Source organism: Hyphomicrobiaceae bacterium (genome assembly GCA_041397645.1).
Classification (GTDB): Bacteria; Pseudomonadota; Alphaproteobacteria; order Rhizobiales; family Hyphomicrobiaceae; genus Hyphomicrobium_B.
In genome coordinates this window covers 651,547-665,625 of sequence record JAWKWE010000004.1, presented here as the reverse complement: position 1 = coordinate 665,625, position 14,079 = coordinate 651,547, and the positions used below count along the sequence as shown (strand labels likewise).

13 protein-coding genes and 1 tRNA gene are annotated in these 14,079 nt (G+C 59.6%); 7 read left to right on the top strand and 7 right to left on the bottom strand.

Annotated elements, in window-relative coordinates:
* Nucleotides 1-32 precede the first annotated feature (32 nt).
* The gene (locus R3D51_03065) at nucleotides 33-779 is read left to right on the top strand and encodes a porin family protein (GenBank protein ID MEZ5898453.1); all 747 of its coding nucleotides are present in this window, start codon (nucleotides 33-35) and stop codon (nucleotides 777-779) included.
* Nucleotides 780-880: 101 nt separating this feature from the next.
* Here the strand turns inward: R3D51_03065 and R3D51_03060 are convergent, their stop codons facing one another.
* Entirely contained in the window at nucleotides 881-1,096 is a 216-nt protein-coding gene (locus R3D51_03060) for a DUF1674 domain-containing protein (protein MEZ5898452.1), read from the bottom strand.
* A gap of 222 nt (nucleotides 1,097-1,318) precedes the next feature.
* On the opposite strand from R3D51_03060, the gene htpX reads away from it, so the two are divergent.
* From htpX to purH, 4 genes are all read left to right on the top strand, one after another.
* Nucleotides 1,319-2,302 carry a zinc metalloprotease HtpX gene (gene htpX / locus R3D51_03055; protein MEZ5898451.1) on the top strand — a complete coding sequence of 328 codons (984 nt, stop codon included), beginning with the start codon at nucleotides 1,319-1,321 and terminating at the stop codon, nucleotides 2,300-2,302.
* 1 nt (nucleotide 2,303) lies between these two features.
* On the top strand, nucleotides 2,304-3,755 hold the full coding sequence (locus tag R3D51_03050) for a transcription antitermination factor NusB (protein ID MEZ5898450.1): 1,452 nt from the start codon (nucleotides 2,304-2,306) through the stop codon (nucleotides 3,753-3,755).
* Nucleotides 3,756-3,874: 119 nt separating this feature from the next.
* Nucleotides 3,875-5,605, top strand: a complete 1,731-nt coding sequence (locus R3D51_03045) for a heparinase II/III family protein (GenBank protein MEZ5898449.1) — start codon at nucleotides 3,875-3,877, stop codon at nucleotides 5,603-5,605.
* Between the two features lie 106 nt (nucleotides 5,606-5,711).
* Entirely contained in the window at nucleotides 5,712-7,295 is a 1,584-nt protein-coding gene (purH, locus tag R3D51_03040; GenBank protein ID MEZ5898448.1) for a bifunctional phosphoribosylaminoimidazolecarboxamide formyltransferase/IMP cyclohydrolase, read from the top strand.
* Nucleotides 7,296-7,431: 136 nt separating this feature from the next.
* On the opposite strand, the gene R3D51_03035 is transcribed toward purH, so the two are convergent.
* The 5 genes from R3D51_03035 to R3D51_03015 all read right to left on the bottom strand — a co-directional run bounded on the left by R3D51_03035 (nucleotide 7,432) and on the right by R3D51_03015 (nucleotide 11,957).
* Nucleotides 7,432-8,220: a TIGR01458 family HAD-type hydrolase gene (locus tag R3D51_03035; protein MEZ5898447.1), complete on the bottom strand. Its 789-nt coding sequence runs from the start codon at nucleotides 8,218-8,220 to the stop codon at nucleotides 7,432-7,434.
* 80 nt (nucleotides 8,221-8,300) lie between these two features.
* Nucleotides 8,301-9,716 carry an MFS transporter gene (locus R3D51_03030; GenBank protein MEZ5898446.1) on the bottom strand — a complete coding sequence of 472 codons (1,416 nt, stop codon included), beginning with the start codon at nucleotides 9,714-9,716 and terminating at the stop codon, nucleotides 8,301-8,303.
* Nucleotides 9,717-9,770: 54 nt separating this feature from the next.
* Nucleotides 9,771-10,415 carry a TPM domain-containing protein gene (locus R3D51_03025; protein MEZ5898445.1) on the bottom strand — a complete coding sequence of 215 codons (645 nt, stop codon included), beginning with the start codon at nucleotides 10,413-10,415 and terminating at the stop codon, nucleotides 9,771-9,773.
* A 6-nt stretch (nucleotides 10,416-10,421) separates the two neighbouring features.
* Nucleotides 10,422-11,237, bottom strand: a complete 816-nt coding sequence (locus R3D51_03020; GenBank protein ID MEZ5898444.1) for a TPM domain-containing protein — start codon at nucleotides 11,235-11,237, stop codon at nucleotides 10,422-10,424.
* A gap of 96 nt (nucleotides 11,238-11,333) precedes the next feature.
* On the bottom strand, nucleotides 11,334-11,957 hold the full coding sequence (locus R3D51_03015) for a LemA family protein (protein MEZ5898443.1): 624 nt from the start codon (nucleotides 11,955-11,957) through the stop codon (nucleotides 11,334-11,336).
* A gap of 319 nt (nucleotides 11,958-12,276) precedes the next feature.
* Between R3D51_03015 and R3D51_03010 the strand changes: the two genes are divergently transcribed.
* Nucleotides 12,277-13,002: a hypothetical protein gene (locus R3D51_03010; GenBank protein ID MEZ5898442.1), complete on the top strand. Its 726-nt coding sequence runs from the start codon at nucleotides 12,277-12,279 to the stop codon at nucleotides 13,000-13,002.
* A 187-nt stretch (nucleotides 13,003-13,189) separates the two neighbouring features.
* On the opposite strand, the gene R3D51_03005 is transcribed toward R3D51_03010, so the two are convergent.
* Nucleotides 13,190-13,264, bottom strand: a tRNA-Gly gene (locus R3D51_03005).
* 266 nt (nucleotides 13,265-13,530) lie between these two features.
* Between R3D51_03005 and R3D51_03000 the strand changes: the two genes are divergently transcribed.
* A complete protein-coding gene (locus R3D51_03000; GenBank protein MEZ5898441.1) occupies nucleotides 13,531-14,070 on the top strand; it encodes a prolyl-tRNA synthetase associated domain-containing protein in 540 nt (179 codons plus the stop codon).
* The last annotated feature ends 9 nt before the right edge of the window (nucleotides 14,071-14,079 follow it).

Sequence of the window (14,079 nt, the reverse complement as noted above, 5' to 3'; positions counted from 1 at the left end):
GTCGGACAACAGCCTTGGGCACGGGGAACATTATGTCGGATCGGACAATTGAGGGGGCAGCATGCCTAGTTCTTATTTTCGCAGCCATCTTCGACTTCGGCGCGTCCGCGCATGCGGGGGGAAAATCCAAGAAGCGGCACTACGAGCCACCGCCGACTTCAAGCTGGTCAGACGACGCGATCGTTACGCGCACGCCCGCCATTTGGACTGGTCTCTATGCCGGACTCTCGCTCGGCTACGGATGGGGACATTCGGAGCAGGACTACGAACGCAATAACAATCACGGCCTGGCGTCCACATCTCCCAGTGGTGGGCTCGGCGCACTCACGCTGGGTTACAACTATGCTCTTGGCAACGGCTTCGTAATTGGTGCGGAAGGCGATATCGGACTGATGGATGTGAGCGCCGACGACAAGATCGTCTACGATGGGCACATCTACAAGACGCGCTTTGGCCCGTGGTGGGGCACGCTTCGTGCGCGTGCTGGATACGCATTCGGAGATACTCTCGTATACGGCACCGGAGGCGTGGCGTTCATGGATGTCGATGAAGTTTCGATCGGAAACACGCCGGGAGAGACTGCTGTGAACGAGGATTGGCGCACAGGCTATGCCCTGGGCGCTGGCGTAGAACACGTGATTTCACCTGGCATGACGGCAAAGCTCGAGTACCTGCACTTGGATTTCGGGAAATATTATGGGTTCAGCGCCAACAACGAACCTTTCTCGTTCGACAACCAAGTGGATCTGATCCGTGCCGGGGTGAATTTCGCCTTCTAGGCGTTCGGGAGATCGCGCCATCTCCCGTACGCGGTCTGGGCCGGCGTGCCAGCCGGTCCAGACCCTTTTTTGAGCTGCAAGCGATGACCTCGCGAGGTGGTTCAAAAATCGCTCGCGATGCCGCCCTTTTCCCAATCGCCGAAGCGGGCCGGATCAGGACCTTCGCGGCCACCGATCTCCCTGACTTGAGCGGACTTGGCTGCTTGTTCGGCTTGCTGACGACGGCGCTCCTCGGCCTCCGCTAACGCTCGCTGTGCCTCAGGCGGCAATGGCCGCGCTGCCTGTTCGGCTGCCTGATTTTTCTCTTCATTCGCCATGATCGAGTTCGTCGCGCTCCGATTTTCCAAGTCCAGGGCCTCAGCACGCAGCGGCCCTCGGTCCGGGGCGGTTCTCGTTAATGCTCAGGACCAGAGTTTGCCGACATCCGGGACTTATCCCGGGCCTAGATTGATCTTATATAGATCGCGGAGCCGGATGGGGAGCGCACATTAGCGCGCTTCGTACTCGGCTGCTTGACAAGGGACTTCAGAAGCATGCCGATGAATTATGCAAAGACTGCGCTGTTGCTTGCTGCTCTGACGGCCATTTTCGTGGCTGTTGGCGCCGCGGTTGGAGGACGCTCCGGCCTCGTCCTGGCGTTTGTGATGGCGCTTGGCATGAATCTCGTGAGCCTTTGGAAGTCAGACACTGTGGTGCTCAAGATGTTCAAGGCTCAGGAGGTCGATGACCGCACAGCTCCTGAGCTCGTCGGCCTCGTGCGCCAGCTTGCGCAGCGAGCGCAACTGCCAATGCCGCGCGTCTACGTGATGAACACGCCGCAACCAAACGCCTTCGCAACCGGACGCAGCCCTTCACGCGCGGCCGTCTGCGCGTCCACGGGCCTACTTGAAGCCCTTAATCGCGAAGAGCTTGCAGGGGTGCTGGCGCATGAGCTCGCTCATATCAAGAACCGCGACACGCTGACGATGGCGGTTGCGGCAACGATGGGTGGCGCAGTGTCGATGTTTGCTCAGTATCTGCAATTTGGTTTCATTTTTGGTGGCGCACGCAATGACGATCGTGGGCTTGGCCTCATCGGAACGCTATTTGCAATGATCGTCGCGCCGTTGGCGGCCATGCTCGTGCAAATGGCCATCAGCCGCTCGCGCGAGTATCAAGCCGACAGGCTGGGCTCCATGATTTCAGGCAATCCACTATGGCTTGCCTCGGCGCTGCGAAAAATCAGCGTTCTTGCGCGCCGAATTCCCAACAATCGTGCTGAGACTTTCCCTGGTGCCGCACACGTCTTCATCGTCAATCCGTTGTCGGGGCGCGGCGTCGACAATCTGTTTTCTACCCATCCCAATCCGGAAAATCGCATCGCGGAGCTGGAAGCATTGGCGCGAGAGATGGGCATAACAGCGGGTGGTTCAGTTCCGGCGTTCGATGAGCAACTGCCGGCGCCCGAGATGGGACGCGGAGGCGATGTTTGGATTGCGGGACGCCGCTATAACGCGCAGCGACGCGGACCGTGGGCATCCTGACGTGGCAGATCATTCGAAGTCTGGAACATCCGCGCCAGCGACGCGCTCGGCAAATCGCATTTCAAAAGAGGGTTCCGCACGCTCCCATCGACCGGGGGCAAGGGACATACACGATCGCAAATCGAAAGCGCGATCTGATGAATCGGAAGGGCGGCTGGCGCGTGATGCGGCGGTGGAGGCGGTAAGCCTTGTTTTGAAAGACGGAAAGGCTTTCGAAGATGCGCTCGCCAGCAGCGCGGATCGGGCGGGCTTGGTTGGCAGAGATCGCGCATTTGCGCGAGCCATCGCCGCTTCAGTGCTCCGGTACCGCGGCAGCCTTCAAACGGTTATCGGTAATTTTCTTGATAAGCCATTGCCCAGAGATACCGGAAGGCTTGAGGCGATACAGCTTTGCGCTGCTGTGCAGCTTCTCGTTCTCAAAACTCCGCCGCACGCAGCGATTTCTATTGCGGTCGATCAAACACGCGCAGATCGCAAGGCGCGCCGCTTCGACAAGCTTACCAATGCCGTGCTGCGGCGCGTGTCGGAGCGTGGCGAGGCTATCCTGGGGGCTCTCGATCGCCAGAAGCACGATATTCCAGATTGGATGCTGTCGCGCTGGAGCAAGACTTACGGCGCCGAGACAGCGCGCAAGATCGCTCAGGCATCCCTAACCGAGGCTGCGCTGGACCTGACGCTGAAAGATGCGTCGACCGCCGAGGCGTGGGCAGCCAACTTGGGCGGTCATGTGTTGCCGACGGGTTCGATCCGAATGAGATCCGGCGGGCGCATCGAGGATCTGGCAGGTTACCCCGAAGGCGCATGGTGGGTTCAGGATGCAGCCGCTGCTCTGCCCGCTAAACTTCTTGGAGATGTCCGTGGTCTCGACGTGGCGGACATGTGCGCGGCGCCGGGCGGCAAGACTGCGCAACTCGCATCACTCGGCGCTCGTGTCGTCGCAGTCGATCAATCCGCGCAAAGATTGGCGCGATTGAATGAGAACCTGGCTCGTTTAGGCCTTTCTGCCGAAACTGTGGTGGCGGATGCTGCTCACTGGTCGCCCGGCCGTCAGTTTGATGCTGTGCTGCTCGATGCGCCGTGCACTGCCACAGGCACGATGCGCCGTCATCCCGATATTTTGCACCTGAAGCGTCCCCAGGACGTGGATCAACTGACGGAAATTCAGCGCGCCATTCTTTCCGCAGCGGCGCGCTTGCTCAAGCCAGGCGGACGGCTCGTCTATTGCACTTGTTCGCTAGAGGCCGAAGAGGGGCCGGCTCAGTTTGCTGCTTTCCTTGCCGCCAATCCCAACTTTTCCCGGCTTCCAATAGATCCGGCCTCCATTGGAGCTCTGCAGGACTGGATCACGCCAGATGGCGACTTGCGCACGCTGCCGCATTTTTTCGATGAGTTTGAACCCGGTCTGAAGGGAATGGACGGGTTTTATGCCGCTGTGGCACGCAAAAACACGTAAGTGGCGCCGACTGCTGCGTCGGTCCACTGTCCACTGGCCGCTACGCCTTGTTTTGGTGCCAGGGAGCGGCTAGTCGAATTCAGGACGTTTTCCACTTTGCAACGGCAGGGGGACATGCCTTGACGACATTGAGCCTGAGCGAGCGGCTGAAGATCCGTGCGCTGTCGGCCAAGCAGTCGCGCCGCCGCGCGGTGACGCGCACCCTGTCCTCGCCATTCCTGCGCTGGCGCTATGGCGGCGCGGCCATGGACCAGATCCTGATTGTTCCGCAGGAACTGCGCATGGCAGACCCCAGCTTCTGGCAGGAGTATTCTGAAGGTTATTTCGGGCTTGCTGCGCACAGCACCGCTCTAAAGGGGGCTTCTCCCTTTCGGGTGCCGCCGCCAAGCCCGTCATGGGCGCGCGAGCTTCATGGGTTTGGTTGGCTTCGCCATTTCGCTGCGACGGAGGAGGAGGAAGCCTTCGATGCTGCGCGTGCCCTTGTGCTCGATTGGATCAGCGTGCAACGACGCCCCACTGGTATAACTTACGAGCCAGCGGTAATCGCGCGTCGCGTCACCTCATGGATCGCACAGGCCAACATGCTGCTGGAGGGCACTGACGCGAAGACCTATTCGCGCATCATGTCTTCGCTTGGCGAACAGCTGGTGGCGCTCAACGCGACATGGCGCAATGCGCCCGATGGCGTGCCTCGCCTCAACTGTTTGATCGCACTTGTGCTGTCTAATCTTGCCGTCTCAGGAAATGACCGTAACCTCAAGGAGGCGCAAAGCCTGTTGTTGGCTGAGCTGTCGCGCCAGATCCTTCCAGATGGCGGTCACGTCAGCCGCAATGCCAGCGTGCTGGCGGACATCGTGCTGGACCTGCTGCCGCTCGGCCAATGCTTCCATGCCCGCGGACATCCACCGCCGCCGGAATTTGCGGCCATCGTCAAGAATGCGCTGACGTTCCTGGGCTTCATGCGGATGGGGAACGGAATGCTGGCCCGCTTCAATGGCGTTAGCGTCGGATCGCCAGCCACGTTGGCAACCGTTCTTGGTTATGCGGACAGCGAGCTCTCGCCCTCTGAGGAGTCCGAGTATTCGGGCTATGTCCGCCTCGCGCAAGGCGCGAGCATTCTCATCGCCGATGTCGGGGGGCCGCCACAGATCGAACTCGCGACACAGGCCCAGGCTGGATGCCTATCGTTCGAATTCTCTCTCGGCAACGAGATGGTGTTGGTCAACGGCGGCACGCCAGGGCCAGCCGACGACGACTGGCTTGCGGTTTCGCGCGCGACCGCAAGTCACAATACGTTGTGTCTGTCGGAAACATCGTCTTCGCGGCTTGTGCGCCACGAGAAGCTGGAAGCGATTGCTGGGGGATTGCCGATCCGTGGACCTGATCTTGCCGCTGTGCAAATTTCGCGAGAGAACGATGCAGTGGTTCTCTCGGCCGGCCATGACGGCTACCTCAAGCGGTTCGGCTTGATGCACAACCGCCGGCTTGCGCTGTCGCACGACGGCCTTCTGCTGGAGGGAGTTGATCGACTGGAACCGCCGAGCGGTAGGCTCAGGCTCAGACAAGATATTCCGTTCGCCATCCATTTTCATCTCCATCCCGATTGCACGGCAAGCCTGGAAGATGAAGAAAAGGGATGTTGTCGCATATCCATGCGGCACGGCCGGACTATTGCCTTCCGGGCCGATGGTGCCGACATGACGCTCGAAGAAAGCCTGTTCTTCGCCGAAAGCTCCGGCCCGCGCCCAGGTCTGCAGATTGTGCTTCGAGGCGTGACGTTCGGCGAATCTGAGGTGCGCTGGAGCCTTGATGCCAAGTCGATGGCCGCGCGTCCGAGTGCCAAGACTTGAAGACATTGCGGCAAGTGCGCGCGTTGGTCCGCTTGAGTGATGTTCTAGGGCTCCGGATCGTGATAACCGGCCATCGCGACACTTAGCTGGGGAGGGCACGCGAACCATGGCCGAACAAAAGATCCGCCGCGCACTGCTTTCGGTTTCGGACAAGTCGGGACTGATCGACTTCGCCAAGGCCCTTAATGCGCACGGTGTTGCGCTGGTCTCTACCGGCGGAACGTCGGCCGCTCTCAAGGCTGCAGGTCTGCCGGTTCAGGACGTTTCCGAGTTGACCGGCTTTCCTGAGATGATGGACGGGCGCGTAAAGACGTTGCACCCGAAGGTCCATGGCGGATTACTGGCCATTCGCGGCAATGTAGAGCACGATAAGGCCGCCGCCGAGCATGGCATCGCGCCTATCGACCTGCTCGTCGTCAACCTTTATCCCTTTGAGGCTACCGTGGCCAAAAAGGCCGGTTACGATGAGTGCGTGGAGAATATCGACATCGGCGGTCCGGCCATGATCCGCGCTGCCTCCAAAAACCACGACAGCGTGACGGTCATCGTCGAGCCGGAAGATTATTCGGGCGTGCTCGAGGAGCTGTCGGCGAACGGTGGCGCTACGACGCGGCGCTTCCGGCAGAAGATGGCAGCCAAGGCTTTTGCGCGCACCGCGGCTTACGACGCTGCTATCAGCAACTGGTTTGCGGAAGAATTGAAGACGCCGGCACCTGCATGGCGCGCATTTGGCGGTCGGCTTGGACAGGCGCTGCGTTATGGCGAAAATCCGCACCAAGAGGCGGCTGTCTACGTCTCCGACGCACAGCGCCGCGGCGTTGCGACTGCTCGTCAGCTCCAGGGCAAAGAACTCTCCTATAATAATATCAACGACACGGACGCGGCTTTCGAATTGGTCAGCGAGTTCGACGCAAAGACGCCAGCCGTTGCGATTATCAAGCACGCCAACCCATGTGGCGTCGCAACCGGAGCGTCCCTATTTGAGGCCTACCAGAAGGCGTTCGCTTGCGACACGGTGAGCGCATTTGGCGGCATCATCGCGCTTAATCAGCCGATCGACGGCAAGGCCGCGGAAGAGATCACTAAGATATTCACGGAGGTCGTCATTGCGCCTGACGCGACCGAGGAAGCCAAAGCCATATTCGCAAGCAAGAAAAATCTTCGCCTGCTCGTGACGGGAGGTCGTGCCGATCCGGGTTCCGGCGGACTTACGTTCCGCTCGATAGCTGGTGGTATGCTCGTACAATCGCGCGACGCTGGAAATGTTGACGATCTGGACCTTAAGGTCGTCACCAAACGCGCGCCTACGGATACTGAACTATCCGATCTCAAGTTTGCCTTCCGCGTGGCAAAGCACGTCAAGTCGAATGCAATTGTGTACGCGAAAGGTGGCGCGACGGTTGGTGTGGGCGCTGGCCAGATGAGCCGCGTGGATTCAGCTCGCATCGCAGCATGGAAGGCCGCAGAGGCTGCCAAGGCCCAAGGGCTGGCTGAGCCGTTGACGCGCGGATCGGTCGTAGCATCGGACGCATTCTTCCCGTTCGCCGATGGGCTGCTTACGGCGGCCGAAGCAGGCGTCACTGCGGTTATTCAGCCGGGCGGATCCATGCGTGACGACGAAGTGATCGAGGCGGCCGATAAAAAGGGGCTGGCCATGGTGTTGACGGGAATGCGCCATTTCCGCCACTAAACCTGCGACGGCTTCGCTCGCGCACCCAGTGCGCCAGTTCCTCAATCCGGGATCGGCAGCTCCACCTTGTCGAGGAGCTTCCAAGTCTGTCGACTGGTCTTAACGCAGCCACCGCACGCGGGTGTGAAGCAGAGGACTAGCGATGTTGTGCGATGATCCATTCGGCAGCTTCCACAAGATCCGCTACTGTTCGCGTAGGACGTGGATAGTAACGGTCGTCGTCGCCTGTACGATATTTTCCGGTACGCACCAGTAAGGCACTCGCCAATCCCGCTGACAGCGCGCCCGCAACATCAGCCTCGGCGTCGTCGCCGACCATGACGGCTTTCTCGGGCGAGCATGACATGCTTGCGAGTGCCGCCTCAAAAAACTCGGCAGAGGGTTTTCCAAGCACGATTGCTTTTTTCCCGCTTGCGAATTCCAAGGCCTGGACAAATGCACCGGCATCTAGGCTGAGCTGTCCGTCGTAATCCTTGAACGTCCGGTTCTTTGCAAGTGCAAGTAGCGGCGCGCCTGCGATCAGCTCGCGAAACGCCCGGTTCAAGCCATCGAAGCTGAAGGCTTCTCCCGCATCTCCGACAACGACAGCGTGCACACGAACGCTTGGTTGATCGCGCGTGCGCAGTCCTGCGAATTCTGTTTCCAGCGCAGGATGAACGAGGAGCGACGCAGCACATTTGTGGTGCGTCAACCAGGTGCGTGCGGCCTGCGCTGGAGTGAACAGCTCGCTATCGGAAAGTTCAAGGCCGAGGCCCTGCAGATCCTTGAGGATCATTTGTTTGGTGGATCTGGTGGTGTTGGTGATGAAACGGATGGGAAGCCCGGCCGCGTGCAATTTGCCGATTGCGTCGTGGGCACCGGGAAGAAGCTCGCGGCCTTGGTAGACCACGCCCGCAAGATCGAGAAGCACGCCTGCTATCGTCATCTTTCTGCTCGCTTGCGCCGCCTCCAGCTAATGGCGGGGTCGCTTTCCCAAAGAAAGATAGGGAGAGCTTGTCAGAACCGCTATGTTGCCGATGGCGCGGGCTTGACGCGCACAAACGCCATCATCAAGCCGCCGATGATCAAGAATGCCAGTACCGCCGACATCCCGATGCGTTGGCTGTCGGAAACTTGCGTGACGAATGCGACGAGGAACGGTGCCAAAAATGCGGTTACCTTGCCCGAGAACGCGAATAACCCAAAGAATTGCGTGATCTTGTCGGCAGGTGCGATGCGCGCCAGCAGCGAGCGGCTAGCGGCCTGCACAGGGGCCGCCACCAGCCCGACAATAATCGCAAAGGCGAGGAAGACTCTCTCGCCTGTAGATGAGAAAGGCGCTGATCCCGCAATCTTCTCGGGCACCGCTACGGAATAGAGTACGTGGGTTTTGTCGACAGACAGAATACCTGTGGCGGCCACGAGCAGGATAACAAGCGATCCGATAATGACGGTTCTCGCTCCGAGCTTGTCGTCGAGCCTGCCGCCGATCAATGCGCCGATTGCGCCGACGAGCGTCAGCACGATGCCGAAGATGCCAAGTTCCGTCGGTCCCCAATTGAAGACCGAGGCTCCATAAATTCCGCCGAACGTGAAAATTGCCGTCAGTCCGTCAGTGTAGAGCATCCGCGCGATGAGAAAGATCATCAGGCTCGGTAGAGCGGGCAGCGATTTGATGGTGTCCCAGAGTTCCGCGGTCGGCGATCGCTCTGTGTGCATGGGGGCCTTGGTGGCGCGGCGATCAGGCACGAACAGAAAGAACGGTAAAATGAAGATGACAAACCATACCGCCGCGAACGGGCCCGTCAGCCGATCACCTTGGTGTGAGGCAGCATCGAGCGTGAGCAGCGGGTTCAGGCCGAGCAACGTTTGCGACTGGCCAGGAAGCGGAACCAGGAGACCCGCGACCAGGGTAAGACTTGCCAGGCCGCCGAAATAGCCGACGGCCCAACCGGTACCGGACAACCGTCCCAATTCGTCCTTGGGAGCCAAGCCGGTCATGATGGCGTTTGAAAACACGGTCATCAACTCGGCCGCGATCGTGGCGAGCACGAAGCCGGCCAAGACGGCGAAGATCGTAGACGACGACGCACCGGGCACTGCGAGCCACAACGTGCAAAGTCCGGTCAGGAAAACCAGCGATATAATCAGCATCCAAAGTTTGCGGCGGCCGTGTCCGTCCGCGACCGCTCCCAGGAACGGCGAAATAATCGCGATCAACAAGCCCGCGATGGCGGCGGCATAGCCCCACATGGTCTGCCCGTGAGTCGGACTGTTTGCGACCATGTTGGCGAAGTAGGGGGCGAACAAGAATGTCTGCACCAGCGTGTAATAGGGCTGCGCCGCCCAGTCGAACAGCATCCAGGATACCCTCGCTCGCAAGGGAGCCCGGACCACGACGCCATTTTCCGGCGCGCTCGTCATTGCTTCTACGGCTGTCATACATAGATCCCCCTGCCCGCCCGAGTGCGCGCAGTGATAGCACACTTGAAGCACCTAGCCGTCCAACACGATCAAATGATCGGGCAATTCGTTCTTGTCGGCCGTTCCCGGTGGAAAATGCCGGGCCAGATGCTCACCCGTTGTCGCAATTGCGTGGATAAACGCTTCCTCGGCGCGCCCTTGCGAAATCTCCGAGGTCAAGGTGTCAACGATATCCTGCCAGGTTCCTAGCGGAACCTTGTCGTCGATAGCCTTGTCGGCGAGAACCTCTGCGTGCCGCTCTGCGACCGAGACGAAGATCAAGACACCGGTCCGACCTTTGGTGGTGTGGAGGTTCTGTGCCAGGAATTGCTCTGTCGCGCGGCGTTTAGCGTGGCCGTTACGAATTGAGCGAGGCACCAGCGCGGCGCGGATATGCTTGGGCCACAGAAGCGCGAGCAGCACGAGGAATACCAGCAACTGGATGAGAAATATGTATTGAACCTTCATCCAGGTGAAATGGATGAGCGGCCAAGGAACCAGAAGTGCTATCATCGCCGCCCACAGGAAGGGAACGTAATGGTAGCTTTCGCTTGATTCAGCGACGACGGCGACGATCTCGCCGGAGGTCTTGCGCTCCGCAGCCGTAATGGCGGCGGAGATGCGTTGTTCTTCCTCGCGCGTGAACAAGGTCGTGTCGCCTCGTTGCTCTGTCGTCATTACGCTTCACCAGCCTCCCGATGCGCCACCGCCGCCAAAGCTGCCACCTCCGCCGGACCAGCCGCCTCCACCTCCGCCGCTCCAGCCGCCGCCCCAATCGCTCGAACCGCCCGGCACAATGATGATGGGCCCCGAGCTACGCCTGCGGCGTGCCGCGCGCTGGCGATCGGAGGGCGACATGTTGTCGGCCATTTGCCGTTCGGCCCGCGAATTGAGCCATATGATAAACAGCACAATCGCGATCCATAGGGCCAAATGTATGAATACGGTTGGGTCGCTTTGCGGCGTTCGGGATACGCGCGCGCGATCTTTCACGGCTTCGGCATCACCCAGCAGAACGTCTTTGATGTCCCGCACCCCGGCCCGGATTCCGCCCGCGTAGTCGCCCCGGCGGAAATGCGGAAGGATGGCATTTTCTATGATGATCTTCGACATGGTGTCGGTCATCATCGGTTCGAGCCTGCGGCCGACCTCGATGCGTACCTTTCTCTCGGTGGGCGCGACGAGAAGCAGGATGCCGTTGTCCTTGTCTTTCTGTCCGAGTTGCCATTTGCGCGCCAGCGCAATGCTGTAGTCCTCGATGGCGTAGCCATCGAGCGACGGCACGGTCACGACCGCAAGTTGATCGGTTGAGGTCTGCTCCAGTGCCCGAAGCTCGGAGAGGATGGCGGCGCGATCCTCAGCCGAAAGCAGGCCGGCGTTATCGACCACTTGCCCTGAGAGTTCGGGCAACTTGGGGTCCGCGACTGCGTTGAGCGATACGACAATCAGGATAACGAGGCATATCGGCAGTGCCGGCAGCCACGCGGCCCAGGACATCATCCCAGGTGCATGGAAACCCGTGCACTGCCGTCGTGGAAGGGGACGTGCGCTAATCGCATCCCCTTCAAGCATCGCTTGAGACCTGGCGCGCAAGGCTTATTTCTTCGTGTTGAAGTCGACTTTGGGAGCCTGCTGTTCCTCGGCAGGGATGTCGAATGTGGCCATCTCTTTTGACGAGGGATACATGAAGGCACGCCACCAGCGTCCTGGAATTGTCGTAAGCTCGGTATTGTAGACCCGCACCGCTTCGATGTAGTCGCGGCGTGCAATTGCGATGCGGTTTTCCGTACCCTCCAAGGCGCTTTGCAGCGCAAGGAAGTTCTGTCCACTCTTGATGTCGGGATAGCGCTCGATGACAGCCATCAGGCGGCCGAGCGCGCCGGTCAATTGTCCCTGGGCTTCCTGAAATTTCTTCATCGCTTCAGGATCAGAAAGTTTATCGACGGGAAGCTGCACCGAGGTCGCTTTGGCCCGCGCTTCGATAACGTCGGTCAAGACGGACTTCTCTTGCTCGGCAAAGCCCTTCACGGTTTCAACCAGGTTGGGGATGAGATCGCTGCGTCGCTTATACTGGCTCAGCACCTCAGACCATGCGGCCTTTGCCTGCTGTTCGTATGTCGGAATGTTGTTGATGCCGCAGCCAGAGGTGGCGAGCGCGGCCATCAAAGCCGCCAAGAGCGCCAGGATGCGCACCGGTGAGACCGCAGTTGTCGTCGACATGGTTTCGAAATCCTTCCCTAGACACACGAAATCCTTAACGCGCAGGGGCTCCGATTGGATGCCTTAACTTGTGCCGGATGACTGTAAGGCAACGATTTAGCACAGCAGCGCCACATCGGCATCGGCTCATGCAACGATTAACCGTTTACCACGCCGGCCGCTAGTCCTCCTGCGGACGGGAAAGAGAGCTATTCTTTCTGCGTAGAGACAGTGCGAAATCCGATCGTCGGGCCGAAGGCTCTTAGGTCCGAGGTTTCGATCTCTTAATTTATTGTTTGGCGCCGTGAGTGGGCTTGAGCGTCAACAGAGAGGATTGTTCATGCGGCCGACACGACTTTTTTGGTTTGCCATTGCTACTGTTGCGTCGGCATCGCCTGTGCTCGCTTTTGATAGTGGTTGCGGGCGCGGCCGCGCGATCGAATGCTACGAGAAGGTGCGAATGCCGGACGTCTACGCATCAAGGATGCGCTCCGTTATTGTTCGCCCGGCAATGACGCACATTTATCGACGCCCGGCCGAAATGGGCGCGCGTGCTGAGCGCATCGAAGTCGCGCCGGCGCGTTGGGAGACGATCCGTCGTCCTGCTGTGTGGGATACCAAGATCGAGCGTGTGATGGTCAGACCCGCTCAAACCACATATGTCGAGCAGCCCGCTGTTAGGAAAGTGGTACGAGAGACGGTCGTCGTGCAGCCTGAGAGCGTGCGCTGGGAACGCACACGCGGTTTTTTGGGACGTGGCGAGCGGATGTGCAAGGTCGTCGTCCCGGCTGTCACCCGTGAGATTTCGCGCGAGGTCGTTGTAACGCCAGCTCGCCGCGTGGCTCAGACGACGCCAGCGGTTTACGAGAATGTGACACGCAAGGTGATGGTCAGCGCAGGTGGGGTTGAAAGGGTCTACCATCCGGCCGTGCGCGGCTGGGTGACCCGTCCAGTGGTGTTGAAGCCGGCACGTGAGTATGTAGTCAGCACGCCCCCTCTTGTGACCATGCGGCACGAAAACATCCTGGTTCGCCGCGGCGGATATGATTGGCAGCGCGTTCGCTGAGCTACCTACCATCTCTCAACTAAGTTACCGACGGGCGCCTCAAGGGCGTCCGTTGTTTTTTGAGGGGCGGATAGGCACGAGCGCAATGGCGCCGGTGTGCAGAATCGCAAACCTAGCGTGCCCTAAGAACCGAGCTTGAATTGTTTGTGTGCCCAGCCTTGAGGCAGAATCTGCCGTCTGGCTGAATTGGAGCGGGCGAAGGGATTCGAACCCTCGACCCCAACCTTGGCAAGGTTGTGCTCTACCCCTGAGCTACACCCGCGTCCTTTAAGGGGGTCGACGCACGTGGCGCCGCGAGACCCGCCTTATGGCGCAACTGATGCGCTATTGCAAGAGGCCTTGAGCACCGCTTCAAAACACCGCTAGGCAAATGCTGGAACCACGCAAAAAGGCGGGATTTCGCTGCAAGCTCCGTTGTGGAGCGGAACGCTTGAGGCGGATAAAGGGCGCCAAGGCGCACTTTTGATCATGCAACCAGCCGGTGGCGGACCACGGTTCCGAACTCTGCCGCTAACAAATCAAGGCACTATGAGCAGCCACAACGAACCTTCCTCCCCCACCTCGCCAGTCGGTACCAAGGGCCGTCGAGAGCTGCTGGCGTATCTAGAAGGGCTAGGTATTCAAACCCGAACCGTTGACCACCCGGCCGTGCATACCGTCGAACAGAGTTCGTCGATGGATCTCGGACTACCCGGCGCCGATACCAAAAATTTGTTTCTCAAGGATGACAAGGGCGCGCTTCTGCTCGTCATTGCCAAAAGTTCCACCAGGGTGGATCTCAAACGCCTGGGCCGCGAATTGGGTATGGGCCGATTGTCTTTCGGCAAGCCGGAGCTGATGATGGCGACGCTCGGGGTGACGCCCGGTTCAGTGACGGCTTTTGCCATTATCAATGATACGGGCAAACGCGTGCGCGTAGTACTCGACAACGAGCTGACGGCGCACGAGACCATCAACTGTCATCCGATGGAAAATACAGCCACGACAAACATTGCATTGCCCGATCTTTTAAGTTTCATTCGCGGCACTGGACATGACCCCGAAATCATGATCGTCACCGGCTCATGATGTCATTCG